Below are 25,334 nucleotides of genomic sequence, written 5' to 3' on the forward strand. Positions count from 1 at the left end.
AAATCAGATTAAAAAGTTAGGTTACATCCTAAAGATATTGATCTTGGGATTGGTTGTGCATAGATATTTCCGAACGTTTCAGGGTCAAAGTAACCTTTATAATCAGAGCTGATTACGAATAAGTTTCTTCCTTCGATACTAAATCTAATGCTGTCCATAAACAACGTTTTTGTGGCTGTTTTAGGCAATGAATACCCTAAACGAACGCTGCTTAAACGCATATAGCTCATTTCATGAACCCAGGTATCTAAATAGTTGTAAACATTAAGTGGCGCTCCTGCTGGAGAAAACCATTGGTAAGCCATCCATGAATCTCCTGTTCCTGAAGTTGGACTAGTAATTCCGGGGATATTGGAACCAGTATTAGTAGGTGACCATGCATTAAGTACATCCGTAGTGTAGTTTTGACCACGATCTAATTGTGTACCATTAAAATTTGGTTTTTCAACAACAGTTTGTTTAAGATTGAAAGTGGTAGCAATAGTAAGATCAAAATTATGAACTTTAAAAGTGTTGATAAAACCTCCGGTAAATTTAGGATCTGCATCTCCAACATAAGTAAACAAATCTCTTGTTTCTTCATTCGTAAGTTTTGATTGCGAGAAAACTCCCGGGAAAAAATCTGCATAAGGATCAAAAAGACCAAAAAGAGTTTGCGTGTTTACCGTTTCTCCTTTTTTATTTACAAATAAAGGGAAACCACTTTCATCAATTCCGTTCGTTTTTAATGCAAATACGGCATTAACAGGTAATCCTTGTCTTGAAGGTAAATAGCTGTTAGATCTTGTCTGAATACGATCAACAGTACTCTTATTATGAGCAAAATTAATAGTCGTGTTCCATTTAAAGTTTGGACGATTGATGTTTGAAGTTGACAAAGCAATCTCAAAACCTCTATTGGTTACCTGTGCCCAGTTAGCATTTGTATATTCAAAACCGTTTTCAACAGGAAGTGATTGTAAACCAATTAAATCAGTACTTTTTCTTCCGTAAACATCAGTTACAATGTTGATACGGTTGTTGAATAATCCCAGATCCATTCCAAAGTTGGTATTGGTCGTTTTTTCCCATCTTAATTTATCATTTGGAGGAGAAGTTACACTAATAATAGGTTCTGATTGTCCTGGTAAAATAATAGTTGTTTGATTTGTTCCAACTACATACGGAGAAGTATTTTTGTCGATATTTCCTTGTAAACCATAAGATGCACGTAATCTTAAATTAGAAACTACGTCATTGTCTTTTAAGAAATCTTCTTCAGATACTGCCCATGAACCTGAAACAGCCCACAATGGTAAGTATTTGTATTTAGGATCTGCACCAAATAAATCTGAACCGTCGTAACGAACACTTCCAAAGAACGTATATTTTCTGTCATAAGTATAAGATGCTGTTGCGAAGAATGATGCAAATGCATTTTCGTTTTCACTCTTTAAATACGTTCTATAGGTTGGATTAGATGCATAACTTTGGGTTGGAAAAATAATTTGAGTTGTGGTCAATGTTTTCGGGTCAAAACCAAAACCTTTTGTATTAATAGCTGTACTTTTATTTTTTCTTAACTCATTACCCAACATAAATTCTAACTCATGTTTTCCTCCAAGAGTAGTGTTGTAGTTTAACATCGTTTTCCAGTTGTATTGGAAAAAGTCAGTGTTTGAATTTTGAATAATTCCGCCAACAGGAAGGAAATAAGTATAAGCTCCATTTGCAAATACACTTGTTTTTTCTCTTTCTTTTCTTGTAAAGTAAGTGTCTTTACCAGCATATTTTTCAGAAGCATTATTGTCAAACTGTAAACCAATCTGAGTGCTTGCTTTTAATCCTTTTGTAATCTTATAATCAACGTCAAGTAATGCTTTTATAGATCTTGTTGTCAATTCGTAATTGGTATTTTCTCTTTCTTCTAAGTAATTAAAAGGAATATATACACTTCCATTTCCATATCCGGTCATGTCTTTATCATAATTATAACTTCCATCAGCGTTTAATGGAGCTAAATATGGATTTGCGTTTCTGGAGTAATTAGCAGGATTTGTAAAAGTGTCTGTATCTGAAATATAAGATGATTTTTTACTTTGTGTACCAAAAATTCCAACTCCAACATGTAATTTATCCGTTACATCAAAGTTGTTTTTTAAAGTAAGGTTGTATCGGTCAAAACCAGTTCCGATAGTAGCACCTTCTTCGTTGTAAGCTCCTAAAGAGAAATAGTAATCAGATTTTTCTCCACCACCGGATAAACTTAATGTATATTGTTTGTTGATGGCACTTCTGTACAATAAATCGCCCCAATTGGTATTGGTGTTTCTTAAAGCGTTGATTGAGTTTTGTGTTGTTGGACTTAGAGACGAAAAACCTCCCGATCTGTAGACTCCTAATTCATTAGCCTGTTTAAGAATACGGGAAATTTCTCCGTTACCGTCTCTGTAAGTCAAATCTTCTCTTGAAGCCAGCGAAAGTTCAAAATCTACTTTTTGAGAAGCATTTAAAAGGTTTAATTTAGAAAAATCAGGTTTTTGAGTCACAAAAGTATTGACATTCAAATCTACTTTCATGCTTCCTTTTTTTCCTTTTTTAGTCGTTACAACAATAACACCGTTTGCAGCTCTTGCTCCGTAAATGGCAGTTGCAGCAGCATCTTTCAATATGGTAATATCTTTAATATCCTCAGGATTTAAACCTGCGATAGAAAAATTGCTTAAAACATCAATATTGTCTTTGTCATAATTTTGAGGAACGTCATTTCCTTCAAGTGGCAAACCATCCAAAACCCATAACGGATCTTGTGCACCATTAAGAGAGGCAGTACCACGAACTCTGATTTTTGCAATGGTTCCCGGAGCTCCTGTTTGTTGTGTTACCGCAACACCCGCAACCTGACCTACTAACATTTGATCTAAACTCGCAACACCTGCTTGTTTGATATCAGCCATATCCACTTTGGCAACAGCAGATGTCAGCTTTCTTTTTTCGATTTTTTGATAACCGGTAACTACGATTTCTTTTAATTCGCTTACATCTGACTTTAAAGAAATATTGTACTGATTTTTATCTGTAATGTCAATGGTATAAGGTAGATAACCCATATAAGTTACCCTCAGAGATTTGACATTATTGTTTATTTTCAATTCAAATGCACCGTCAAAGTCACTTACGGTTCCCAGACCGGCACTTTGAATTACTCCTTTTTCAGAGGTGTTGTTGGATACGGAACTGTTTTCGACAGCAATGGTAACTCCCGGTATCGGCAGTCCGTCTTTGGCATCTAGTACCTTTCCTTTAATAGTCCTTTCCTGCGCAAACCCCGAGAGGGCAAGTAGGAAACTCAGCATGTAAAATAAATTTTTCATTGGGTTGTTTTTGGATTATGTTAATTTAAAGTGTGTTAGTTAATGCTTTTTCAATACGCTGGATCAGATCGAAATAGTGATTCTTTGTCTCCTGATTTCCAATGTTTCTTTTCGTCTTTAAAAGTTTCAGAATCTGATTCAATTCTCCTTTTTTATCAGAAGTCACTTCAGAAACTCTCTTTAAGGAAGACTGATTGATGTTGCGTGCCATTTTTGATTGGTCCAGATAATCGCATAAATGAGGCATTCTTAAAGTCTCTTCTAACTGAATGATTTTCTTGCTGTCTGTTTTCTCAAAAAGTTTATTGGTGGAAACAATCAATACATCTACATAGTTCTTCTGCGTCATACGTTCCATAATCGTAAGCGATTTGTTTTGAATCGTAGGAGCGAAAATGTTTTGGTGAACGGTTTTGAATAATTGTGTTACGGTATAAACATTTTCTTTCGCTTCATTGCGTTGGAACAGCTCATTTTCGGTAATTCTCAACAAACGATCATCACTTAACAGGTTGTATAAAATTCCATATTGTAATTCTCTTGCCAGGGTATAAGGAGTGTACTCATAAGGCCCAAGAGGAGAGTCTTTCAACGGATTTGTTTTGTCCAGAATCGGATTGAAAAACAACCATTCCGGAAGTGCAATACTGTTTTTCAATAAATACGAAACAGCTCTTTTTTGAATGGCAGCCGGAACCGGAATATAACTCGCCTTGTTGTCACCATGTACCGTGGTATTCAAATAAATTCCTCCCACATTGGTTAACACATGGTAGTTGTAAAGATTCCACTGACCAATTGCTCCGATGTAAAGTTTACCCGTTTGATAGTAAGACTCATCTTTGTCGTACGTCCATTCAAGGATTTTACCCACCACTTTTTTAAGGTTTTTAAGTCCGTATTCGCTGGCTTTCATGGCATCGTCACCTAAATCTTCAGATTGCGAACGCGGGTCAATGGTACTGTCACCATCCTGCTGCTCTCCGTAGAAATAAACCGGATCATTCTGATGTTTTGCAATCAGATCGTTAAGTGCAGTGTGTTCTTCTTTTTGATCAGCATACCATTTGTAACCCCATTCGATAGCATATTTATCGTATTCACCAATTTTTGGCGTAATCGCTTCAACATGGTCTTCAGGCTGAGCGATATAATTGTAACGGGCATAATCCATGATAGATGGAGCAGTTCCGCCCATTTTCGCTGTAAAATCTTTAGACCTTAACGATTCCACCGGATAAGCAAACGAAGCCCCCATATTGTGCTTTAAACCAAAAGTATGTCCGACTTCATGAGACGATACAAAACGGATCGCTTCTCCCATGTGTTCGTCACTAAATTTGTTTCCTCTGGCTTTCGGATCAATAGCACCGGTCTGAATGCGCATCCAGCTTTGCAGCGAAGTCATTACATTGTGCCACCAGATAATATCCGATTCTATAATTTCACCGCTTCTCGGATCCACCACTGCAGGCCCCATAGCGTTAGATTTTGGTGAAGCCACATACGTAATTACAGAATAACGTACATCATCGACATCAAAATCTGTATCTTCCTCAGTAGGTTCTTTGGCGATCACGGCATTTTTAAATCCGGCTCTTTCAAAAGCAACCTGCCAGTCACGAACTCCCTCAATAATATAAGAACGCCATTGTTTTGGTGTCGAAGGATCGATATAATACACAATTGGCTTTTTTGGTTCTACCAATTCGCCTTTGCGGTATTTCTCGATATCTTCCTTTTTAGGCTCCAGCCTCCAGCGTGTAATTAACTCTTTCTCCTGCATTGCATGCTGGCTGTCGCTGAAATACCAGTGTTTTTCAGAGAAATACCCCACACGTTTGTCTGCGAAACGCGGCTGCATTGGTGTTTTATCCAGCAAAATAATGTTGGATGTCACTCCAAGGGTAACCGAAAGGGCAGGACCGCCTTCGCTTACTGATGTCGTAAGCTGCGATTTTACAACAATATTTTTAGGAAACGTTTTTACATTTTCGATATAGGATAGTTCAGATTTCACAGATCCGCCAAAGCCAATGTTACTCAACACATCATTGAAACTCTTTTGTTTACCATCGAAAACTTTATTGGCCTTGATGACAACCGAAGTCGAATCGTTATTCTTGGTTTCAATATCAAAAACTTCAATAATAGATTCTGAGAAATTACTGTTTACCGAAGCCGTAATAGCATCTCCAACAGGCGATGAAACTTTTGGAACAGAAGATTTTACCCAAACTTTTTTGGCAACTAAATCTTTGTGAAACGTTATAATTTTATTCTCGTAGTTCATTCCTTTATTCAATCCGGCATCATTAACAGGCAAAGGAACACTCGAGATTTTGTTGACTACTAAAAACTCTCTTTGAAAAAGAGAATCGTTAATTTCCAGGTATAAATCTGTTTTGACCTGGATGGTGTTAAAAAGTCCTTTCTTGAAAGTTCCTTTTTTAACAAGATCGTCATACTTTTTTCCTTTCGAATCTTTTAATGAATCTTTAACTTGTACAGTTTTGTCTTCTTTATTCTTTTTGTTCTTTTTTTGAGAAACCATCGTACTGGTGCTCAGTACCAATACCAATAAAACGATATTTTTTAGGTTTATCAACAATGCCTTTTCTCTCATTGAAAGTTAAGTTTAGGTTAATTTTTGGCTAAAAATATTGCAGGGGTAACGTTAAAAAAAACAAAATGGAGTGAGTGGCTTTTTTTCGGGAGTGAATGTTTTCTTTTATCCAATTAAAGGCAAAATGCAAGTAAAATCGCCGTCTTTTTTGAAGGCTTTGAAATCGTCCTTAGCATAATATTTGTAAATAATTTCTAAGTATTTGTGACCAAACTTGGATTCTTTGCCAAAGTTTTGCTTTTCGTTTAAATTATTGGTAATAATTACAACGTTTTCTTTAATGTCAATTGTTATTTTTAAAGGGGTTTCTTCAGAAGCGATATTGTGTTTTATGGCGTTTTCTACCGCGATCTGAAAAGCCAGATAAGGCACTTTTTTAGCCAGGTTATTTTCGTCTTCGATTTGGATCGAAAAGACAAATTCTTTCGTAAAACGGGTTTGCTGCAAAAAGATATACTTTTCAATAAAAAGCAATTCTTCCTGTACCGTAACAATATTATTAACCGGGGGCGTAATCAGATATCGGTAAATTTTGGACAGATTCAGAGTGAATTTCCGCGCCACAGCCGTGTTACTTTCAATAAGCATATATAACGAATTCAGCGAGTTGAACAGAAAATGCGGATTGATCTGCTCTTTTAATTGCTGCAGCTGAATGAGTGCTTTCTCTTTATTAATTTTTTCATTTTCGATCAAAAGGTTGTTTTTTTCCTGCGCCAGTACTTCCTTTTCCCTGAAATTTTTGCGGGTGAAAAGGGTAAACAAGTAAAAGAACACGATTAAAATAGCTGTCGTAACGATGTAAATTAGTGAAGCATACTTTTTTACGGTATTGACATCTTCATTGGATATTTTCTCCGCAAAATTGACACAGATGTACCAATCCGTTCCTTTTAGATTGAGACGTTTGGTATAGCGTACAATGTCAAGACCCAGATATTCCGAAAGTGCAATTTGTCGGTTGAAGCTGTTTGTATTGGCAAAAGTAGTATCACTTGCACGAAGGTTAGTGATTTTGAAAACATTCTTCTTCAGCAATTTTACTTCAGGATGGTAGAGGATGGTCCCTTTTTTATCAAATACAAAAGCATAATTGAGTGCTTTTTGGTCAATAGTAGAAAAATAGGTTTGAAGAGCTTTTAAATCAATGTCATACCCGTATCGAATGATCGTGCCGTTTGTCGCGGTATACTTGTAATAAATACGCCAGAAGAAGTCCTGATTATTTTCAACAATGCAATTGTAGGCACTGAGATTTCCGTTTTTGACAGCAAAATCTTTGATGGAAGCTTCCAGATTAGGACTGTTTTTAGCCGTTACAAAAGTGATATGCTCTTTATTAATCTGAAACCAGTTGTTTTTAATAAGACTGTCATTGGCGTGAATCGTGCTAAGTACCTTCAGATTATCCGACAGATTCCTGGTATTGCTCATTTCCACAATGCGTTTTAACTCCTTTTGAGTTTCTAAAAAATGGGACAATTCCTGTACAAGTACTTCCTGCTTTTTCAGAAAGCCTCGTTCTTCAGTGGCAGTATTTGATTTTTCGGTGATCTCCGTTATAAAACTGCTCAGAATATAAATTGAAAGCAGTGTGAGGACAATGAAAATAATTCCTAAAATGAAGAAGTTCCTGCGGGAAAAGGTATTTTTAAAAGTAAATTTCAACGATGCGGATTAAAAGATAAGGCAGTATCTCAGGCCTTAAAGAACTATAAGTTTTATTTTTTTCAGGGTGCAAATATAAAACTTTTTATTTGATACTGTTGTAGTTAGCAAAAGTTAACAGTATTTCGAAGGGTACGTTTAGTAAAAATCTTGTTAACAGTGAAAAAGTTTTAGGTTTCAGGTTTCAAGTTTGGAATATGTGTAAGCTTAGAGAATTTAATCGCAAAGTTCGCAAGGTTTTTTGTTACGCCAGATTTTGTAAAAAATAAGGTTCGCAAAGCTATATTTAAACTTGCGAACCTTGCGAATATCTTTGCGGACCTTGCGGTTAAATTACATCAGAATTCTATTCTCATTTCAAACCTGAAACTTGAAACCTGAAACAAAAAAACTATGAAATCTGCAGATGTTCCATATTTTTACCTACCAAAGTTCTGGTACCCATTACTTTAAACCCTAATTTTAAATATAGTTTTTTCGCATTCGGGTTAGCGTCTTCCACCAATAGTCCCAGAGTCCTTTGATTTTGAGTTACATAGTCGTCAATTAAAAATTGCAGCAGTTTAGAGCCAACTCCTTTTCCCTGATGATTTGGACTCACACCAACTGAATCAATGTAAAATTCTCCACTTTGTGTTTCGTCTTCAGGGTTAAAATCCGGATTGAAATTCAGACGAACATAATCAACAATTGGTTTTCTCAACGCGTGCAATTGTCCTCCATCATAAACAGAAACAGCGCCAATAATTTCATTGTCTTCCTCCGCTACATAACAATTTTGATAAGAGTATTGATTATTCTCGGTTTCAACAAAATGAAGCAGGAAATAGTAGGCAGTTTTAGGATCCTTTTCACCTGTAAATTTATAGATAATGTCCTCCATTGCCAGCAGTAAAAGTGCTGTAATATTTTCTGAATCTTCTATTGTTGCTTTTCTGATCATCATGATAAATGCGTTTAGTGTACAAAATTACACCAACTTTTACAGATGACTCAATTTTGCTTCATATTTGTGATAAAATTTTGCTTTTTTCATAATTTCTTAAGAAATGATTAGCGATCTGGGAGGTAGTTTTTAATTAGTTAAAGTGTTTATTGTTAGTTGTTTACATGTGTTTTTGAGTGTGCTTTTTTATTCAGCTAGTCTCGTATTATAATTTCAAAAATGGCAGTAGCCGGCGTTTTCCTTGTTGTCCAAAACAATGCTTTTTGTAGTATAAAGACTAAGTTTTAAAAAAGGACTGTTGATAACTGTTTTTAGGGTCAGGCCGTTTTTTAGTCCTTATGCTGTTGATAACTCTATTTAGATTTAATATAAATAACTGACATTTCGCCTCTTAAGCTTTATTTTCCCCCTGTTGATAAATAGCAAATTTAATGGGCAATTTTGCGGTGCACAACTGTTGATAATTGCGTTGTTTTTTAACATCAAAAAAGGGGTGAAAAAAGATCTCGGGGTTAAATTTGTAACTATAGAAATGTCGTTAAATACCTCCCCAAGAACGAAGCATTTTTATCCAGGTTCAGTCACCATTTAATACTTATATATATGTCTATATTTGATAAAAGAATCAATTATAAACCTTTCGAGTACCCGGAGGTTTTGCAATTTACAGAAGCCATAAATAAAGCATATTGGGTTCATACAGAGGTTGATTTTACAGCCGATACACAGGATTTTCATTCTCATTTAAACCACGCGGAGAAAACTGCCATTAAGAATAGTCTATTGGCGATTGCACAGATAGAAGTAGCCGTGAAAAGTTTTTGGGGAAACATTTACGAGCATTTTCCAAAGCCGGAATTCAACGGACTGGGGACTACTTTTGCTGAGTGTGAATTCAGACATTCTGAGGCTTATTCACGTCTTCTGGAGGTTTTAGGTTACAACGATGAATTTGAAAAGCTGATGGAGATTCCGGTCATCCGCAAACGAGTCGATTATCTTTCGGATGTACTTAAGGATACCAAATCTCAGGACAACAAAAAGTATGTCATCTCACTGATTTTGTTCAGTATTCTGATTGAAAATGTGTCGCTTTTCAGTCAGTTTGCAATTTTATTGTCTTTTACGCGATTCAAAGGCTACATGAAAAATGTGAGTAACATCATTGCCTGGACTTCTATTGACGAGCAGATTCATGCTAATGGAGGGATCTATATCGTAAACAAAATCCGTGAGGAGTTTCCGGATTATTTTGATGAAGAAACATTAAACCTGATTCGGGAAGCCGTTAAAAATTCAATAGAAGTAGAAGCCGATATATTAGATTGGATTTTTGAAGAAGGTGAAATTGAAACGATCAATAAAACGGATTTGGTTAATTTCATGAAATTCAGAATAGACGAAAGTCTGGTTCAGATCAATATCCCGACTATTTTTAATGTTCCGGCAGACGATTATAAAGCGATGGCCTGGTTTGAAGAGGAAGTTTTTGCCAACAGTCTTGACGATTTCTTTGCCAAAAGACCTGTAGAATATACTAAACACGACAAAAGCATTACCGCAGACGACCTGTTCTAAAAAGCAAAATTACAATGATGAATACAATAGATACAACTTCAGCAAACAGCCTTCCGTTAAGTGAAGCCGATAATAAAATGTGGTGGAAAAACTCTGAAAGTGAACAAATCTTAAATCGTGGTTATCTTTTGAAGGGAGAGACTGTAGAAGGTGCAATTGACAGAATTTGTACCGCCGCAGCCCGAAGATTATACAAACCTGAATTAAAGGAATCTTTTGTAGAAATGATCGAACGCGGCTGGATGAGCATCAGTTCGCCTGTTTGGGCCAATATGGGAACCGAACGCGGATTGCCAATTTCGTGCTTTAATGTGCATGTTCCCGATGAAATCGAAGGAATTACCCATAAACTGGGGGAGGTGATTATGCAGACGAAAATTGGTGGTGGAACTTCGGGATACTTTGGGGAATTACGCGAAAGAGGAAGCGCTGTTACAGACAATGGTAAGAGCAGCGGAGCGGTAAGTTTTATGAAACTTTTTGATACTACGATGGACACCATTTCTCAGGGAGGCGTGCGTCGTGGAGCATTTGCTGCTTATTTAGACGTGGATCACCCGGATATTGAGGAATTTTTGAAGATTAAAAGTATCGGAAACCCGATTCAGAATTTGTTTACCGGAATCTGCGTACCGGATTACTGGATGCAGGAAATGATTGATGGTGATGTCGACAAAAGACAAATCTGGGCGAAGGTATTAGAAAGCCGTCAGCAAAAAGGATTGCCTTATATTTTCTTTAGTGACAACGTAAATAAAAACAAACCTCAGGTTTATAAAGATAAAAATCTGCGTATTAATGCCAGTAATTTGTGCAGCGAAATCATGCTGCCTTCCAGTTTGGACGAATCCTTTATTTGCTGTCTTTCTTCAATGAATCTGGAGCTTTACGATGAATGGAAAGATACTGAAGCCGTAAAATTAGCAATCTTTTTCCTGGATGCCGTATTGCAGGAATTCATCGAAAAAACAGAAGGGAATTATTACCTTTCGGCAGCCAATCGATTTGCTAAAAGGCACCGTGCACTTGGACTTGGCGTTCTGGGATGGCATTCGTATCTGCAAAAAAATATGATTCCGTTTGAAGGAATGGAGGCCAAGATGAAAACCACCGAAATTTTCCAGCATATCAGTGACAAAGCCGATAAAGCAACTCAGGATCTGGCCAGAATTTATGGTGAACCGGAATTGTTAAAAGGATACGGAAGACGCAATACCACCACCATGGCTATTGCGCCAACAACATCATCATCGGCTATTTTAGGGCAGACTTCACCGGGAATTGAGCCTTTCAGCAGTAATTACTACAAAGCAGGTCTGAGCAAGGGAAATTTTATGCGTAAAAATAAATACCTTAAAATCTTATTGGAGCAAAAGGGATTGGACAATGAAGAAGTGTGGAGAGAAATTATGCTCAATGGCGGAAGCGTACAGCACATGACACAGCTGACCAAAGAAGAGAAAGACGTTTTTAAAACCTTTAAAGAAATCAGTCAGTTAGAGATTGTACAGCAGGCTTCTATACGTCAGAAGTTTGTAGATCAGGGGCAAAGTATCAATTTGAACATTCCTGCCGATTTACCTATTAAAGAAGTAAACCGACTGCTTATCGAAGCCTGGCAGCTTGGTATCAAAAGTTTGTATTATCAACGCAGTCAAAGTGTATCAAAAGAACTGGTAACCAGTTTGGTGAGCTGCAGCAGCTGTGAATCATAAAGTACGAAAGACCGGATGTCGCATCCGGTCTTTTTTTTGAGATATATGGTTTAAAGGATCACTCATGTTTTTATTTGATTTTGGGAATATTGCTCTGAAAGAACTTTAGCAACAGGATGGTATGCAGCACCATCAGTAATAATAACAAATATCGGTTACGCCCTGAAAGGGCAGATGCTTACATGCAAAAGCTGGATTTGTACCATTTTGAATTGTATTTTATAAAAGAGCGGTTTAGTCTTTATTGAAAATTGTAAGGTAGAAGCTTGCTTTTGCCCTTTCAGGGCAATACTGTACCTTGAATTTAATTCATCGTGCTGCGCACAATGTTGTTGCTTTTCGGGCTTTCAGCCCTTTTCTTCCTGACTTTTGGTTTTTATTATTTTTAAAGTATTGATTATTAGTGGTTTTAATGTTGTGTTTTTGAATCTACGCTTCCATTATTAAAGCCGTTTGATACTGTACACCGATTTAATGGCAAAGTCCTGATTGGTTCTTTCAAACGTATAATCGATCTGACAAGGAATGTTTACGATTTCTTTGATTCCTCCCACAAAAGGCAAAAACGTAGGGATAGTAATGTGTTTTTCGATTCCTAGCTCCGTTAGAATTTTCAAATACCGATCAACTCCGGTAAGCTCTAAAATGGTATTTTCGGGGGTGTATTTTAATAACCTGAAGTTGTATTCCGGACTTGAATTGTATATCGTATAAATAACAACTGCAGCAAATGCTCTTGTATCTTTTTCCAGAGCGGGGTATAGCTGAAAAGCCTGCATGGTCTTCAGTTTTCCTAATTCAAAAAATAATTTCTTAGAATGCTCGTCCATTTTATCATTTCCGAAAGCGGTACCAATATTCTTTAATAGCAGACCGTAAAAACCAGCTGTCACACTTGATAAGTTCTGAGTAAGTGTCAGGGTATCTTCCGGAAAAAAAACATTGACTAAATTTTCTTTTATTTCGAGCGATGGAAAAATATCTTTACTTCTGCTCTCGTCTAAATTTTGTAATAACACTTGTTTCATAGTACTCAATTATTAAGGGTTAACATGTATTTTGTTTGTTAAGAGTGTACCTGTTTGTCGTGAAATAGTAATAGTGAAATTAGATTTTAAGTGTGTAATTATTTGTATATCATTTGTTTATACGTGTAAAAGTAATATTTTTTTGTAAGAACAGTGTTTTTTGAAATGCATATCTAAAAGCTTTCATTAAAAAAGATAGGGAAAACAGGGAGAGTCTTTATATGGGAATAAAATTAAAAAGGCCGGGTAAAGTCCCGACCTTTTGATAAAATATATGCTGATAGTATTTTTTAGTGTCCTTTGCTGTTTTCAAAGCCAAGAATCGTAATCATATATGGCGTACTTGAAACTTTGATTTTCTTTGCAATTGCCATGGTAGACAAATTCAACTGCAGTAATTCTCCTGTAGTTGGAGAAGTAATATAACCAAAGTTCTCTGTTAACTGAATTTGTGGTTTTAAAGCCGCATCTGTAGCAGTTTCAGGAATAACTTTACCTTCTTTTTCAAGTTGCAGGCTGGTAAGATTGTACAGTTTGAATTCGCCCGTATGCAATAGGATTCCCAGTTTAGTGGCATTAAAACTTACTTTGCATTGCATGATGGCAGTACTTGCCAAAATAGGTTTAATCGTTTCACTTGCCACGTCAATTAAGTAAGCTCCTTTTGCAGCAGTATATCCCACAAATTTTCCTTGGGCTTTTGTTTCCAGAATAGTCCCAAACCAGGCAGTTCCAAAATCAGCCGGAAGTGTGATAAGCTTTTGTTTTCCGTTACTTTCGACTACCAGAACACCGCTTGCCGATCCGAAAACAGCATAAGTTCCGTCTGAGGCATTTCCGTGAATGCCTTTCGTAGCAACTGTTGCGTTAAAAAGAGTCTTACCGGAATTGTCAATGATTTTTACTTTTTCCGGAAGTGTTCCTGCTACCGAATTGTCTTTTTCAGTAATAGCATAAGTACCGTTAGAAAACGTTGCCATGGCACCGTGATGAGCCAGCAAACCTGCGTTTATAGTCTTAAATTTAGCTCCTGCAGTATTTATTTCAGATTCTTTGGCAACAGACAATGTACCGTCTCCGTCATTAAAAGTCATCAGTTCTCCGCTTTTGCTTTTAAAATGGGTAGGCATAGGCGACTGACCAATTAAAGCGCCAAATTTAGGGATTCCGTCTACATCCACGTGATCGCCATGGCCTTCAAAACCGCTGTCGAAAGTTTCAACTGTATTGCTGGCTCTGTGAATGATTCCTGCATATCGCTTGGATTCTGTAGTATAAACAGTAGATTTTGCAAATTTAGCATTAAAAGAGCTGATCGTGGCTTCAACCGGATTAACCAATGTGATTTCGGTTGTTTTTTCATCAGAAAGTAAAATCCTTAAAAATTTATACTCGGTTAAAGCTTCTTTGGGAGTTTCGGGAGTATTGTCATCGTCGTTGCTGCAGGAAAATACAGTTGCAGATAAGGCGAATAGGAAAATGAGTTTGTAAAAATTGTTTTTCATGGTAAAGGTTTAAGGTTGATTATTAAAAATTAATGGTAATAGGCATCGATTTAAAGATGCTGATATTGTGTGTTGTATTTTTATAAAGTATCACCCAATTGTAGGTTCCGGATTGCCATGCTTTGTCACCCGTTATTGGAGTTCCTTCGAAATCTGTAGCCGCACCAATAGTGATGCTTTGACCGCCCAGAACACCGTTTATTTTTTGTAGGGTAGTAATTTTTGAAGCAGGCCCCAGACCCTTATGTTCGACTTTTGAAAGGACAATAACTTTCTTCAAATCGAGTTTGTCGATACTTTCAGGATAATAATTGGCACTTTTTTTAATCAAAACAGAATATAAAATTCCATCCCCCATAATTTGACTTATCTGAGCATGCGCCGTCAGAAGATCATTTTTTTTGAAGATAAGTTCCGGTTCAACCCAGGTATTCATGTAGTAAATCAGATTATCGTTTCGGGACAGATTATCGCGGCCAATTACGGGATCGACAGGCAAATTAGCAGGGTCTGTAATGGTAATGATCTCTTTAATTTCAAGAGTGGAGCCATTTTCGTCTGTAACAATAAAGAAGAAATCAAATTTGCCTTCCGGAGCATCGGCCGGAATATTGAAGTGCTTGTGTACGTTAGTATTTTTCGTGCCTTTAAATTCTGCCCAGGACAATTCAAATTTCCAGTCTTTGGTATAAGTTTCGCCTTTTATAGGAAGGATTTTCAACTGCACATCGGCAATTTTATCTCCGGCAAGTACATCGGCATTAAAGTGAAAGTCACGGCCAATCAGGGCCTTTTTATTGTTGGCAGTACCAATTTCAATATTTTCCGCTTTGGGCTTTAGAACTTCTTTGTCGTCATCATTACTACAGGATGTAAAAGACAGAGAAACAGCCAGAAAGAGCAGTATTAATTTTAGCGTTTTCATAAGGGCATTGGGTTGATTGATTGAATTCATGTGGTATTTATTTGTGTATTAAAAATGGAATTTTAAGCGAGAGTATGATGTTCCTACCGGCTTCAGGAAGTTCTATTAATCGGTAAAAACTGGTGTGATTCAGGTACTTTGTGTTGAACAGATTCTGAACCTGCAGACTAATGATAAAATCCTGCGATCCGGTTTTTAGTTTAGTTCCCATAGCGAGGTTAAAGACGTTGCTGCTTGCCGTTTTCTTTTCGGGCGGAACAATCTGATCCTGCTCGGCGGTAAAGCGATAATCAAGGGAGAAATAGCTTTCTGTTAAACCTTTAATTTTCGGATTGTATGTCATTCCAAACAAAACAGATGGAGGAGGAGAAAAGGGTAGTGTATATCCTTTTTTAGCTCCCGACATTTGTTCGCTATATAGATATTCTGCTAATACTTCACCGCTTAAATTTTCAAGAAACTGATAACGCAGCTGTAATTCACCACCGTAACGCATCACTTTACTCTGCTCATATTCAAAAACCTGATTGCCGGCTCCGTAATAAATATCATGCTGTGAAGTTGGATTAAGGTAGATGTAATTGGGGAAATAATTAAAGAACGGACTCAGTTGAAAAGACCACTTCGTATTTTTCCATTCCATACCAAGATCCAATTGATACGAACGTTCGGCTGCTAAATTGGGATTGCCTTTTTCAAATCTGAAATAATGATAATTTACCCCATTTGAAGCCAGTTCTTTGGCAATAGGCATTCTGAAACTCGTCCCCAAATTGGCTTTTAAAGACCATTGTCCGGGAGTATAATTAACGCCTGCTGACCAGTTGAAACTTTGAAAAACACGGGTCAGGTCTTCAGAACGTTTTAGATATTCAGAAGTTGTTTGGCCATTTTCAGTGACTTCGCTTGGAAACCAGTCGGTGTATTGTTTCATTTTGATTTTGCCATAATCCAGTCGTACAGCGGCATGAAGCAGCCATAATTCGTTAAGCTGAATTTTATCATAAACAAATCCTCCGGCATTGAATTGTTTAAAAGCAGGAATCAGAAAACTCCAGCCATTAATACTATTTTGCTGCTGTTCGGCATTGATTCCTGCTATGAATTGATGATTTCCGAAAGAAAACTCATCTTTGAAAGCGGCAGTAAAAACTTCTTTATCGTACTGCCTTTCGAGATCTTTCGGAGCATACATATCAGTAGGATAGAGAGGCGGCATATAGCCATGATTGACATAATGACTCCATTCCCGACGAAAGTTTTTCTGAAAGCCCAACTGCGCTTCGAAGCGGTGTGAACCTGATGAAAAGGAAGTCGTATTGCTAATTTTGGTATGCGTAACTTCCTGAAAAGGCATCAGAATATCTCTGCTAGAGCGGTCGTGCAGCTCTGTGTCTACCTTTCGTGGTTCAAGCCCATGAGCATTGGCAAAAAAACCGCTTTTGGTATAAATATTACTGAAATAGAAAACCGATTTTAGTCGATCCGTCACATAACCGGTACTGGCGTGTACATCGAGTTCGCGTCCAGCCGTATTGCGCAAGTGATTTTTGTATAATGGAACAGCATAATTGTAAACGTGTACAGTATCAGTAGGAACGCGATAATCTCCGTAATCCATAACAGTCATTCTGGAATCAAAGAACCATTTTTCGTTTCGACCGTAGAAATTGATCGACCCTCCAAATTGTTCGTTATTACTTTTGCCTGTAAAATCAACTGTTCCGCCCAACACATGGGGAGCAGGAAAAGGTACAGGCTGTATGTTTATAGCGCCGCCAATCGCATCAGAACCGTACATAAACGATGACGGACCTTTAATGATTGCCACGCGGTTCACCGCATATTGATCGATTTCCAAACCGTGATCTGCTCCCCATTGCTGACCTTCGTGTTTGATACCGTTTTCAACCACAATGACCTGATTAAAACTCAGTCCGCGAATCAGTGGTTTGGAGCCGCCAGAACCAATAGAAATGGTTTTAACCCCCGGAAGTCTTTGCAAAGACTGCATTAAGCTTCCGCCAAGATTGCGCTGGATGAAACTGCTGTTTACGATTTCAAGATTAAGGGATTCCTGTTTTTTGCGACGTACTTCATAGCCTTCGCTAATAACAACTTCTGATAACTCCTGTATTTCCGGTTGTAAGAAAATAGCAGGGAGTACAATTGTGTTCTGATTTATAGCAATTGCTGTTTCATAAGAAGCATACCCGGAATAGGTTACTGTTAATCGCTTTGTGTTTTTAGGAACCTGATTGAGGAAATACTCTCCTTTTTTGTTGGTTATAGTGCTAATATGAGCCGGATACAGCGTAACCAAAGCACCTTCCAAAGGTTTTTGATCCTTAGAAAATACGGTGCCGGAAACACGAACGGATTGGGCTGCTACTTTTGTAACCAAAACAAAACAAAAGAGCAGCACGCAATAAGTCCGCAATTGATTTGACTTAGTCTTGTTCATCAAAATCAATTTATAATATTTTAATACTCAAACCTTTGATCGTCTGCCAGCCTTCCTTATCGGTTAAACGAATGAGAAAATGATAATCTCCGGCATCAATGTTTTGTGGAATTTCGATTTCCTGAACAGCTTCAAAACTCTTTTGCCCGGAAGGAATCGTAATCGAATTGATGTAAAGCATTGGGTTTACCGGTTTTTTGACTGGATCCTCATTGCAGGACGCTACTTCGGTACTGTGATTGTGATGGTCGAAATTGTGGTGAATGTCCAGACTATAAGATCCCAGTTGTGCGTTGTCTGAGAACTTTGCTCTGAAAGTAATTTTTTGTCCGCGGGTAATCGTACTGCATTGTATCGGAAATGCATTTGCTGCCGAAACATCAATTACAGGATATTCGGTGTCAATTTCAGTTTTATCACTGTCACAGCCTGTGAAAGCAAAGCCGGTTGCCAAAAAAGCCAAAAGCATTTTTGAAGTTCTCATTCGATTTGGTTTGAGTTTTGTGGTATTCATATGTAAAAAATGTGGGTTACAAAAGGCATGTTCCAAACCGGAGAATACTAGGCAAATGGCAGTTTTACGGCACAGGATAAGGTCGCAAAAAAAACATTGTTTTCGTCGGTAAGGAATTGGGAAACAAAAAGTAAAAAGGTGTACAGTGAAGCCAATTCAATACCCAATTGGAGGTATTGAATGGTAAAGTCGCAGACAATCAGCTGACAGCGAAGTTTTTTGAAAGAATAGCATTGTACGAAAGTTGTATTTCAAAAAAGGAACAATCGTGTCAATTAGTATCGATCAAAGTGCTTTTCCGGATATAGAAAAGAAATATAAAATATAAGCTGTCTTAAAAAAGGGAAATACTTTTTCGGTGTTGCGAGTATCTAAAACGTATAACAGCACACCATCTCAGAATTGAAATGATTTACTTTTGTCGTTTTAGGCAATAGGGGGTGCACGAAGGGCAAATAAGGAACCTTTGAAAAAAGGAGTAAACGATTTGGAATAAAAATGTACATAAGGAATTGGCGTACTATTTTTATAAAACTGAAAAGTTACAAAGTCAAAAGTACTGACCGGACTGAATTTGAAATGACAAATAGCACACTCATCGTTAGAGTGATCCTGCATTTTAAATTCACTTTTATCGCTATGATAAAGTACAGCTTTTTTAGTGCCGGAACTATGACTGTGTATGTGTTCATACGAATGTATCGCTGGAAATAGTATAGCAAATACTACCACCAGCGGCATCAAAAGATTTATAAGTTTAAATTTCTTTTTCATTCTAATGAATCCATAGCTACTAAAGCAATGAAGTACAAATATAGAATTCTTATTTGTAAATGCAACATTGTTTCATTAAAAAAATAAAGAAAAAAATAAAAGGATAAATCTTATAAGTAAAAAGACAGATTAGGCCTCTTTTGTCGCTTCAGGAAACGGAAAATGGCTAAAAAATCAACTTGCGCTGAATAAAATTTCCGTTCCCTGAAATGACATATCAATTTGAAGTAACTATTGTAAAGGTGGTAATCTGATTAATGTGATACCGCTTTCAGTCCGATAATCGAACTTACCAGAGTAAACAAAAAAAATAATCGCCAGAAGTCGGCTGGTTCTTTAAAAATAAAAATTCCCATCAGCACCGTTCCCACAGCTCCAATTCCGGTCCATACCGCATAGGCCGTTCCAATAGGCAAGGTTTCAGTGGCTTTAATCAGTAACAGCATGCTTATGGTCAGTGATACAAAAAAGCCAGTGTACCATAAATAAACATCGGTACCGGTTGCTTCTTTGGCTTTTCCGAGACAAGTTGCAAAAGAGACTTCAAACAGTCCCGCAATAATTAGAATAATCCAGTTCATAAGTGTAATATTTTTATGGCGCAAAGTTCCTTTAACTCCCGCAATAAAAATTTAACAAATGATAAAAAATGAATTTATTTCAGATCAGCTCTGATTCTGCTCAGACTAACCTGTGTAATGCCAAGATAGGAGGCAATATGTCCCAGTTGAATTCTTTGAAGCAGTTCTGGATGGTATTTCATAAGTTCGAGATAGCGATCAGTGGCATTTCTGAATTGCCTTGAAATCAGGCGTTCTTCGGTTTTAACAAGTTCCTGTTCGGCAAACTTCCTGCCCCAATTGGCAATATGGATATCGGTATCAAACAATTGTTGAAGATGTGCTTTTTTTAATTCGTAGAGTTCGCAGTCTTCCAAAAGTTCTATTGTTTCATAACCTTTTTGTTCTTCCACATAACTTTTCATCGAAACAACCGTTTGTCCTTCTTTTCCAAACCAAAACGTAACTTCATTATCATTCTCCTCAACATATGCCCGTACGATTCCTTTTTTTATAAAATAAAGCGCAGATTCAACCTTTCCGGCATTTAACAGTATATGTCCTTTGGGATATTTTATTTCACTAATGCAAAGCTTCAGCGCATTTTTGGATTCCTCAGGAAGCGGAAAGATGTTGTCAAGAATGGTATCTATGTGCATTGTTAATGGTTGATGGTTAGTTATGAGTTATGAGTTATGAGTTATGAGTTATGGGTTATGGGTTATGGGTTATGGGTTATGGGTTATCGCGGACTTTAATTTTTCCATCTCACATCTCACATTTTACATTTCACATGGCACATTTCACAAAAAGCTAAATTAAAACCTTAGATTTCAGTCTGCTTAGTGTTTCCTGCGAAATATTGATGTACGAAGCTACAATTTTATTAGGCAATCGTTTTACAATTGTGGGATTGATTTTGAGTAATTGGGTGTATCTTTCTAAAGCCCCCATAGTTGTAAACGACATCAGTCTATTGGTATTATTCACATAGGCTCTTTCGAGATACGAACAATAAAACTCCCTCCATTGTGGGACAATCTCCATCAAATGATTAAAATCTTCGTGGCTAATATATAACAACTCCGATTTCTCGATGACTTGTATGTATTCTGTTGAAGGCATTTTGGTAATAAAACTCACCAGAGCCGTAGCGAATTGATTTTCGAATGCAATATAACGCGTGACATCTTTTCCTTCTTCGTTGATGTAATAAATTCTCAAACAGCCTTTATCTACAAAATAACTATTTTGACTCGTTTGTCCCGACGAAAGCAACAGATCGTTTTTGTCCCGCTGTAAAGGTTTAAAGTAAGACAAAATGGTACTGAGATCTTCATCAGAAACTGCAATACGACTTTTTATATAAGCACCAAGTTGATTGTAGGGCATTTTTTTTAATTAGACAATTAGATAATTAGACAATTAGATTGTTAGATTTTTGGATAATTAGATAGTTGGATGATGAGTATAAATAATTAACCGTCAACCATCAACAATTAACCATTAACAATCAAACATAGTCCTTTACATATTTTCGGTAGTAAATAATATCTTCTATTGAGAGTACTACCAAATCGTGTTGTATTGCAAAGCTAATGATTTTGTCCAGTTTAGCCATGCTTCCATCTTCGTTCATTAGTTCGCACAGAATAGCTTCCGGTTGCAGGCCTGCTAATTTCATTAAATCTACACTGCCTTCGGTATGTCCGTTTCGTTCAAGCACGCCGTTGTTTTTAGCACGTAAGGGAAAGATATGCCCGGGTTTTGCAAGATCAGTCGGTTTAGAATTTAATGCAATTGCAGTTTTAATGGTGGTAATTCGATCTGCTGCCGATACCCCCGTAGTTACACCCTCTTTTGCTTCGATTGTAATGGTAAAAGGCGTCTGGAAACTGCTGGTGTTTTCTTTTACCATATAAGGCAATTCCAACTGATCGGCTTTTTCATTGGTCAGACAAAGGCAGACAATTCCGCTGCATTCGCGTATCATCATGGCCATGTCTTGTATGTTAATGTGCTGTGCTGAAAAAATTAAATCACCTTCGTTTTCGCGATTTTCGTCGTCAGTTAATAGAATTCCTTTTCCGTTTCGCAGTTGTCGTAAAGCATTTTCGACACGTTCGATACTGGTTAAACCAAATTTTTCTAATGGATAGGATAATGTGCTGATCATCTTTTGTTGCGTTTTTTGAATTAAAGAGCAGCAAAGCTAGACTTGTTTCAGACACAAAAGTTTGATCTAAGTCAATAAAACGACAGGCATTCTTTAAAAGGCAAAAAACGTATAAATACTGATTAACCCAAATCCGACAGGTTTTAAAAACCTGTCGGATTTATAGACTCGTAAATCAACCTACTACGGAACAATATACTTTTACTAAAAACCGTATAAATACGCATTGTAATGTCTGTTTTTATTGTTATTTAATCCTCGGATAATTTTGTATCTTAGTCACTATTAATCGAAATCTGTACTGATTATACACTTTTTACTAATCAGAATGGATTATAAAAAGAAGTGAGCAATGCCCTGGAATCCCGAAATCTACAATAAGTTCAAAAACATTCGTTATCAGCCATTTTATGATTTGGCGAGTTTTATTCAGCCAGTAAAAGGAATGAAGGTCATTGATCTGGGCTGTGGTACGGGAGAACAAACGGCAATTTTGTCTGATAAATTTGAAGAAGCGTACTTTCTGGGAGTAGATTCTTCGGAAGAAATGCTGGAACAATCGAAATCTTTAGAAACGGATCGTCTGCATTTCAGAAAAGCCACCACAGAAGAAACGATAAAATCAGGTGAAAAATGGGATCTGATTTTTAGTAATGCGGCTCTGCAATGGTCAGACAATCATAAAACGTTGTTTTCTCAGTTGTTGGAGCAGTTAAATTCCAAAGGACAATTCGCTGTACAAATGCCCGTACAACCGGAAAATAAACTCAATAAAATCCTTTTAGAGCTGGTACAGGAAGAGCCTTTTGTCTCTTTTTTAAAAGGATTCAAAAGAGAATCACCGGTTTTGAGTATCGACGATTATGCACAAATTCTGTTTGATGGCGGATTGGAGGATCTTCAGATTCAGCAAAAAGTATATCCCATTATCGCAAACGATCATGAAACCCTATTTAGTTTTATCTCAGGTTCGGCTTTGATTCCGTATGCAGAAAGGCTGGAAGGAGAGGAGAAAGCCCTTTTTATCGAAACCTACAAAAAAAGAATAGCGGAAGGTTTTCCCAAACTTCCCGCTATCTATTCTTTTAAAAGACTCTTACTTTATGGTCGTAAAACCTAACGAAAGAATATTTACTTGTAAAAAACTTTATTCTTTGTACAGAATGATAGTAGCTTTGTAACCTTTCCCTACATTCCACTGGCTCGCTTCGATCACTTTTCCTTTGTCGTCATATACCTGAAATTCGGCTGTGTTGGGCGAGGCAGAACCTTCGTTTAAAGCTTCAAAGTCAATTTTATTCATTCCTTTGACCAAAGTAATTTTAAAACCCTGATAATCTCCGTTTAAACTTACTTCGGGTTCAATTACTTTATCGTTCAGATATACTCTTATTTTATCGCCATCTACAAAAGCGGCATCACGATAACGAACGGTCGATACAGCCGTATTGGTGACAAAACCTCCCAAATATTCATTTCTTCTGTAAAAAATCCCTTCTACATTGGCTTCCGGTTTGTACAGACTGTTGTTTTTATACAGCTCTTCCGGATTGATTTTTAAAACAGTAGGCTCTTTTGGCAGTGGCAGATCCGGATTTAAAGGAGTTTCTGTTGGAGGCGGAACGTCTTTGATTTCTGAATTTTTAGAATCAATAGGTTTGTATTTGCCACCAAGTTCTTTCTGCGCGTATCCCTGTAAAACAGCACTGGTTAGTATAATCGTTAATAGTATCTTTTTCATATTATTTTTAAATTTTAAGACAAACATCAAACGAATGTGTTTGTATCCGGATAGATAACATTTAAGTATAACTATTTATTGCATTTACTAAAAGTTAATTATTTCTAGTGTTTTGTAACCTGCAGACAATCAGTTATAAATTTACGTTTTTTTTCGCAGATGCTTGTGTTGTTTAGGTGAATACAAATCTCTTTTTGCTGTTGTTTTCCTCTTCATTATAATTTAGAGAAAATAAATTACATTAAAACGTAAACAAGAATCTTGCCGTTAATACTTCCTGATAAACTGGGCTGAAGCCTTTGAAACTAAATAGAGTTTCAGGATTTTAGATTAATATTATAAATTTATTTTATAATGTTGTAAAATTATCAATTTGATTTATGAAGATACCTGCCATAAATTTGTCCCATCAAATCAGAACAACGGTTTGAAAATTAAAAATTGATAACATTAAAAACTTTAATCATGAAATTTACAAGAAACGCAAATGCAAATTGGAAAGGTACAGGAATGGAAGGAAAAGGAACCATTACAACACAAAGTACTACTTTAAACAATGCTCAACTCTCTTTTAAAACCCGTTTTGCTGAAGGAGTAGGGACTAACCCTGAAGAATTGGTAGCGGCCGCACATGCAGGATGTTTTACTATGCAATTGAGCTTTTTATTATCAGAGACCGGTTTTGTTCCCGAAGATCTTAATACTACAGCCAAAGTAACTTTTGAAGACGGGACAATTACTTTAATTACACTTGAACTTTCGGGATCAGTTCCGGGGATTACTACAGAAGATTTTGAGAAAACAGCGCAAAAAGCAAAAGAGATTTGTCCTATTTCAAAATTACTTAACACAGAGATCGCTTTAAATGTGTCTTTATTGTCTTAAATAATTGCTATTACAGGGTATTTCAATTTTAATCTAACAAACAACATCTTAAAAAATAAAAAATGAAAACAATAAATGTAAAAAGACAATTGAATCGTATATTCATATCTGCCGCTTTAATTTTGACCTTCTTAATGTCTGCCACTTCAATTGCACAAACAGCAGCTGCAAAAGTTAAAAATGTAGTATTGGTTCACGGAGCATTTGCAGATGGTTCCGGATGGAGAAATTTATACAATGTACTTTCAAAAAAAGGATATAGAGTAACTATTGTTCAAAATCCGTTAAGCTCGCTTGAAGATGATGTAGCAGCAACCAATGTGGTATTGGACAATCAGGACGGTCCAACGATTTTGGTGGGACATTCCTGGGGAGGTGCCGTAATTACACAGGCCGGTAATCACCCTAATGTTGTGGGATTGGTCTATGTAGCCGCTTTCCAGCCAGATAACGGAGAATCGGCTTTGCAATGGTTACAAACGGCTGCTCCCGCTCCTGAAAATGGTGTTTTGGCTCCCAATGATAAAGGGATCGTTTATTATGATGAAGCTAAGTTTCATGCCGGTTTCTGTGCCGACATTAGTAAGGAAGATACCGCTTTTATGTACGCTTCACAAGGTGCTTTTTATGCCAAAGGTTTTATCACACCTATTACAAAAGCGGCCTGGAAAGATAAACCGGCTTATGCAGTAATTGCTACACAGGACAAAAGTATCGATCCTTCAATTCAGCGTGCCATGTACAAACGTTCCAAAACTAAAGTGACAGAAGTAAAAGGAAGTCACTGTGTTTTTATCTCACAGCCGGAAGCTGTGGCAAACGTAATTATTGGTGCAGCTAAAGATTTAAGCGCTAAGAAATAATTGATTGAGTCTC

20 protein-coding genes are annotated in these 25,334 nt (G+C 36.9%); 5 read left to right on the forward strand and 15 right to left on the reverse strand.

Features of this window, described 5'->3' with window-relative positions; all coding sequences use genetic code 11:
* Window positions 1-8 precede the first annotated feature (8 nt).
* From ACAM30_RS17465 to ACAM30_RS17480, 4 genes are all read right to left on the reverse strand, one after another.
* The gene (locus ACAM30_RS17465; protein ID WP_369615853.1) at window positions 9-3,353 is read right to left on the reverse strand and encodes a SusC/RagA family TonB-linked outer membrane protein; all 3,345 of its coding nucleotides are present in this window, start codon (window positions 3,351-3,353) and stop codon (window positions 9-11) included.
* A 25-nt stretch (window positions 3,354-3,378) separates the two neighbouring features.
* Complete coding sequence (locus tag ACAM30_RS17470) at window positions 3,379-5,979, reverse strand: zinc-dependent metalloprotease (protein WP_369615854.1); 2,601 nt, start codon at window positions 5,977-5,979, stop codon at window positions 3,379-3,381.
* 105 nt (window positions 5,980-6,084) lie between these two features.
* Window positions 6,085-7,647 carry a histidine kinase gene (locus tag ACAM30_RS17475; protein WP_369615855.1) on the reverse strand — a complete coding sequence of 521 codons (1,563 nt, stop codon included), beginning with the start codon at window positions 7,645-7,647 and terminating at the stop codon, window positions 6,085-6,087.
* 391 nt (window positions 7,648-8,038) lie between these two features.
* Window positions 8,039-8,593: an N-acetyltransferase family protein gene (locus ACAM30_RS17480; RefSeq protein ID WP_369615856.1), complete on the reverse strand. Its 555-nt coding sequence runs from the start codon at window positions 8,591-8,593 to the stop codon at window positions 8,039-8,041.
* Between the two features lie 603 nt (window positions 8,594-9,196).
* On the opposite strand from ACAM30_RS17480, the gene ACAM30_RS17485 reads away from it, so the two are divergent.
* Window positions 9,197-10,171 (forward strand): ribonucleotide-diphosphate reductase subunit beta, encoded by a 975-nt coding sequence (locus ACAM30_RS17485; protein ID WP_369615857.1) that lies wholly within the window; start codon window positions 9,197-9,199, stop codon window positions 10,169-10,171.
* 17 nt (window positions 10,172-10,188) lie between these two features.
* Window positions 10,189-11,886 (forward strand): ribonucleoside-diphosphate reductase subunit alpha, encoded by a 1,698-nt coding sequence (locus ACAM30_RS17490; protein WP_369618663.1) that lies wholly within the window; start codon window positions 10,189-10,191, stop codon window positions 11,884-11,886.
* A gap of 443 nt (window positions 11,887-12,329) precedes the next feature.
* Here ACAM30_RS17490 and ACAM30_RS17495 read toward each other — a convergent pair whose 3' ends face one another.
* The 10 genes from ACAM30_RS17495 to ribB form a co-directional block, all read right to left on the reverse strand.
* The gene (locus ACAM30_RS17495; RefSeq protein ID WP_369615858.1) at window positions 12,330-12,914 is read right to left on the reverse strand and encodes a hypothetical protein; all 585 of its coding nucleotides are present in this window, start codon (window positions 12,912-12,914) and stop codon (window positions 12,330-12,332) included.
* 290 nt (window positions 12,915-13,204) lie between these two features.
* Window positions 13,205-14,419, reverse strand: a complete 1,215-nt coding sequence (locus ACAM30_RS17500) for a hypothetical protein (RefSeq protein ID WP_369615859.1) — start codon at window positions 14,417-14,419, stop codon at window positions 13,205-13,207.
* Between the two features lie 22 nt (window positions 14,420-14,441).
* A complete protein-coding gene (locus ACAM30_RS17505) occupies window positions 14,442-15,374 on the reverse strand; it encodes a DUF4625 domain-containing protein (protein WP_369615860.1) in 933 nt (310 codons plus the stop codon).
* Window positions 15,375-15,381: 7 nt separating this feature from the next.
* On the reverse strand, window positions 15,382-17,808 hold the full coding sequence (locus ACAM30_RS17510; RefSeq protein ID WP_369615861.1) for a TonB-dependent receptor: 2,427 nt from the start codon (window positions 17,806-17,808) through the stop codon (window positions 15,382-15,384).
* 10 nt (window positions 17,809-17,818) lie between these two features.
* Window positions 17,819-18,292: a DUF4625 domain-containing protein gene (locus tag ACAM30_RS17515; RefSeq protein WP_369615862.1), complete on the reverse strand. Its 474-nt coding sequence runs from the start codon at window positions 18,290-18,292 to the stop codon at window positions 17,819-17,821.
* 456 nt (window positions 18,293-18,748) lie between these two features.
* Window positions 18,749-19,096 carry a hypothetical protein gene (locus tag ACAM30_RS17520; protein ID WP_369615863.1) on the reverse strand — a complete coding sequence of 116 codons (348 nt, stop codon included), beginning with the start codon at window positions 19,094-19,096 and terminating at the stop codon, window positions 18,749-18,751.
* A 254-nt stretch (window positions 19,097-19,350) separates the two neighbouring features.
* On the reverse strand, window positions 19,351-19,677 hold the full coding sequence (locus ACAM30_RS17525) for a multidrug efflux SMR transporter (protein ID WP_369615864.1): 327 nt from the start codon (window positions 19,675-19,677) through the stop codon (window positions 19,351-19,353).
* Between the two features lie 74 nt (window positions 19,678-19,751).
* Window positions 19,752-20,315 (reverse strand): Crp/Fnr family transcriptional regulator, encoded by a 564-nt coding sequence (locus ACAM30_RS17530; RefSeq protein WP_369615865.1) that lies wholly within the window; start codon window positions 20,313-20,315, stop codon window positions 19,752-19,754.
* Between the two features lie 154 nt (window positions 20,316-20,469).
* A complete protein-coding gene (locus ACAM30_RS17535; protein ID WP_369615866.1) occupies window positions 20,470-21,048 on the reverse strand; it encodes a Crp/Fnr family transcriptional regulator in 579 nt (192 codons plus the stop codon).
* Between the two features lie 121 nt (window positions 21,049-21,169).
* The gene (gene ribB / locus ACAM30_RS17540) at window positions 21,170-21,832 is read right to left on the reverse strand and encodes a 3,4-dihydroxy-2-butanone-4-phosphate synthase (protein WP_369615867.1); all 663 of its coding nucleotides are present in this window, start codon (window positions 21,830-21,832) and stop codon (window positions 21,170-21,172) included.
* Between the two features lie 352 nt (window positions 21,833-22,184).
* On the opposite strand from ribB, the gene ACAM30_RS17545 reads away from it, so the two are divergent.
* Window positions 22,185-22,952, forward strand: a complete 768-nt coding sequence (locus ACAM30_RS17545) for a methyltransferase domain-containing protein (protein ID WP_369615868.1) — start codon at window positions 22,185-22,187, stop codon at window positions 22,950-22,952.
* 27 nt (window positions 22,953-22,979) lie between these two features.
* Here the strand turns inward: ACAM30_RS17545 and ACAM30_RS17550 are convergent, their stop codons facing one another.
* On the reverse strand, window positions 22,980-23,573 hold the full coding sequence (locus ACAM30_RS17550; protein ID WP_369615869.1) for a hypothetical protein: 594 nt from the start codon (window positions 23,571-23,573) through the stop codon (window positions 22,980-22,982).
* A 465-nt stretch (window positions 23,574-24,038) separates the two neighbouring features.
* Here ACAM30_RS17550 and ACAM30_RS17555 point away from each other — a divergent pair, with 465 nt between their 5' ends.
* Both ACAM30_RS17555 and ACAM30_RS17560 read left to right on the forward strand, forming a co-directional pair.
* Complete coding sequence (locus tag ACAM30_RS17555) at window positions 24,039-24,458, forward strand: OsmC family protein (protein ID WP_369615870.1); 420 nt, start codon at window positions 24,039-24,041, stop codon at window positions 24,456-24,458.
* A 62-nt stretch (window positions 24,459-24,520) separates the two neighbouring features.
* On the forward strand, window positions 24,521-25,321 hold the full coding sequence (locus ACAM30_RS17560; RefSeq protein ID WP_369615871.1) for an alpha/beta hydrolase: 801 nt from the start codon (window positions 24,521-24,523) through the stop codon (window positions 25,319-25,321).
* The last annotated feature ends 13 nt before the right edge of the window (window positions 25,322-25,334 follow it).

The sequence above is a fragment of the Flavobacterium sp. CFS9 genome (assembly GCF_041154745.1).
Taxonomy (GTDB): Bacteria; Bacteroidota; Bacteroidia; order Flavobacteriales; family Flavobacteriaceae; genus Flavobacterium.

Bases quoted from the DNA above. Each gene is read 5' to 3' on its own strand.
- ACAM30_RS17465 (WP_369615853.1), bottom strand. From the start codon at position 3,353: ATGAAAAATTTATTTTACATGCTGAGTTTCCTACTTGCCCTCTCGGGG.
- ACAM30_RS17470 (WP_369615854.1), bottom strand. From the start codon at position 5,979: ATGAGAGAAAAGGCATTGTTGATAAACCTAAAAAATATCGTTTTATTG.
- ACAM30_RS17480 (WP_369615856.1), bottom strand. From the start codon at position 8,593: ATGATGATCAGAAAAGCAACAATAGAAGATTCAGAAAATATTACAGCA.
- ACAM30_RS17485 (WP_369615857.1), top strand. From the start codon at position 9,197: ATGTCTATATTTGATAAAAGAATCAATTATAAACCTTTCGAGTACCCG.
- ACAM30_RS17490 (WP_369618663.1), top strand. From the start codon at position 10,189: ATGAATACAATAGATACAACTTCAGCAAACAGCCTTCCGTTAAGTGAA.
- ACAM30_RS17495 (WP_369615858.1), bottom strand. From the start codon at position 12,914: ATGAAACAAGTGTTATTACAAAATTTAGACGAGAGCAGAAGTAAAGAT.
- ACAM30_RS17500 (WP_369615859.1), bottom strand. From the start codon at position 14,419: ATGAAAAACAATTTTTACAAACTCATTTTCCTATTCGCCTTATCTGCA.
- ACAM30_RS17505 (WP_369615860.1), bottom strand. From the start codon at position 15,374: ATGAATTCAATCAATCAACCCAATGCCCTTATGAAAACGCTAAAATTA.
- ACAM30_RS17510 (WP_369615861.1), bottom strand. From the start codon at position 17,808: ATGAACAAGACTAAGTCAAATCAATTGCGGACTTATTGCGTGCTGCTC.
- ACAM30_RS17515 (WP_369615862.1), bottom strand. From the start codon at position 18,292: ATGAGAACTTCAAAAATGCTTTTGGCTTTTTTGGCAACCGGCTTTGCT.
- ACAM30_RS17520 (WP_369615863.1), bottom strand. From the start codon at position 19,096: ATGAAAAAGAAATTTAAACTTATAAATCTTTTGATGCCGCTGGTGGTA.
- ACAM30_RS17525 (WP_369615864.1), bottom strand. From the start codon at position 19,677: ATGAACTGGATTATTCTAATTATTGCGGGACTGTTTGAAGTCTCTTTT.
- ACAM30_RS17530 (WP_369615865.1), bottom strand. From the start codon at position 20,315: ATGCACATAGATACCATTCTTGACAACATCTTTCCGCTTCCTGAGGAA.
- ACAM30_RS17535 (WP_369615866.1), bottom strand. From the start codon at position 21,048: ATGCCCTACAATCAACTTGGTGCTTATATAAAAAGTCGTATTGCAGTT.
- ribB (WP_369615867.1), bottom strand. From the start codon at position 21,832: ATGATCAGCACATTATCCTATCCATTAGAAAAATTTGGTTTAACCAGT.
- ACAM30_RS17545 (WP_369615868.1), top strand. From the start codon at position 22,185: ATGCCCTGGAATCCCGAAATCTACAATAAGTTCAAAAACATTCGTTAT.
- ACAM30_RS17550 (WP_369615869.1), bottom strand. From the start codon at position 23,573: ATGAAAAAGATACTATTAACGATTATACTAACCAGTGCTGTTTTACAG.
- ACAM30_RS17555 (WP_369615870.1), top strand. From the start codon at position 24,039: ATGAAATTTACAAGAAACGCAAATGCAAATTGGAAAGGTACAGGAATG.
- ACAM30_RS17560 (WP_369615871.1), top strand. From the start codon at position 24,521: ATGAAAACAATAAATGTAAAAAGACAATTGAATCGTATATTCATATCT.